Source organism: Staphylococcus sp. EG-SA-2 (assembly GCF_017152085.1).
Genome location: NZ_JACYHC010000813.1, coordinates 1 through 1,255, shown reverse-complemented (window position 1 = coordinate 1,255; position 1,255 = coordinate 1). Strand labels below are relative to the sequence as shown.

3 protein-coding genes are annotated in these 1,255 nt (G+C 33.8%); 1 reads left to right on the top strand and 2 read right to left on the bottom strand.

Going from position 1 to position 1,255, the window contains the following annotated elements:
* Both IDG60_RS14740 and IDG60_RS14735 read right to left on the bottom strand, forming a co-directional pair.
* The coding region (locus IDG60_RS14740; protein WP_164825922.1) for a DUF3169 family protein at window positions 1-286 on the bottom strand (286 nt) is incomplete at its 3' end.
* A complete protein-coding gene (locus tag IDG60_RS14735; RefSeq protein WP_001246009.1) occupies window positions 283-486 on the bottom strand; it encodes a helix-turn-helix transcriptional regulator in 204 nt (67 codons plus the stop codon). The genes IDG60_RS14740 and IDG60_RS14735, both read right to left, overlap by 4 nt.
* Window positions 487-725: 239 nt before the next feature.
* Between IDG60_RS14735 and IDG60_RS14730 the strand changes: the two genes are divergently transcribed.
* Entirely contained in the window at window positions 726-1,115 is a 390-nt protein-coding gene (locus tag IDG60_RS14730; protein ID WP_103143681.1) for a DUF1398 domain-containing protein, read from the top strand.
* Window positions 1,116-1,255 lie beyond the last annotated feature (140 nt).

Below are 1,255 nucleotides of genomic sequence, written 5' to 3'. Positions count from 1 at the left end.
AAACATAACGATTCGCAAGCAATTCATATTGATCTGTTGCATCGATATCTACCTCTTCATCTACAAGTCGCTTATACTTCAATGCACGTCTTTGATTCATCAAAACAATGGCTTCTACCAATATGATAATAATCGTCGCAACAATCGATATTACAACGACATTGGTATATGTCGCAAACGTCAAGTTCTCAATACCCAATCCATCAAAATTACCTAAAATTCCACCAATGATACCCCCTACAAGTCCACCTAGTAAAAGATATCCGATATATCTTAGTATTTTCATACCTCATCCTCCTCAATAATAAAAACAGTTTCCACCGTTTCATTGAAGATACGAGCAATCTTTATTGCAGTTAATACCGATGGCATAAAGTTATTTCGCTCAATTAGCGAAATGGTTTGTCTTGAAACACCCGCTAGTTTGGCAAGCTGCGTTTGGTTTAAGCCATCTCGTGCTCGTAATTCTTTCAATCGATTACGCACATCGCATCAACTCCTTAATTACACTGTAAATGATATTTGTCTTTTTGACAACTATATTTGTCAAATATGTACAAAAAATATGATTATCCAGCTATGTATGACATTTTGAAACAAACACCTCAACGCCTACAAGTCATAATTGTTTACTTTCGTTACACCTTCCCGCATAATTAACAGCATTCTAATTTTAGTATGATGCACGCATTTTCACTAAATCAAACGATTCAAAGGAGACTATTATGGCATTTACATTATCTGCAATTCAACAAGCACATCAACAATTTACTGGTGTTGATTTTCCAAAACTATTCAAAGCTTTTAAAGATATGGGGATGACTTACAATATCGTCAACATTCAAGATGGCACTGCAACATACGTACATCAATCAGAAGATGATATCGTTACGCCATCTGTGAAAAGTACGATTCCTGTTGCTCAAAAATCAAATCAATCTATCGTTCAAGATGTATTAACTAGACATCAACAAGGACAAACAGATTTTGAAACATTTTGTGATGAAATGGCTGAAGCTGGCATTTATAAATGGCATATCGATATTCAAGCGGGCACTTGTACTTATATCGACTTGCAAGACCAAGCTGTTATTTCAGAATTAATCCCTCAATAAGTTGTGTTTATAGCAATATTTTAATTATTATATAAAATTTGTTGATAATCATTATCGTTCGGTATAAAGTAAATACTATATACTACTTATGAGTGAGGTTGATTATCATGATAACTAACACTTTTATTTTAGGCATCACA

Excerpts from the sequence above, each read along its gene's own strand:
- IDG60_RS14730 (WP_103143681.1), top strand. The coding sequence starts at position 726 with ATGGCATTTACATTATCTGCAATTCAACAAGCACATCAACAATTTACT.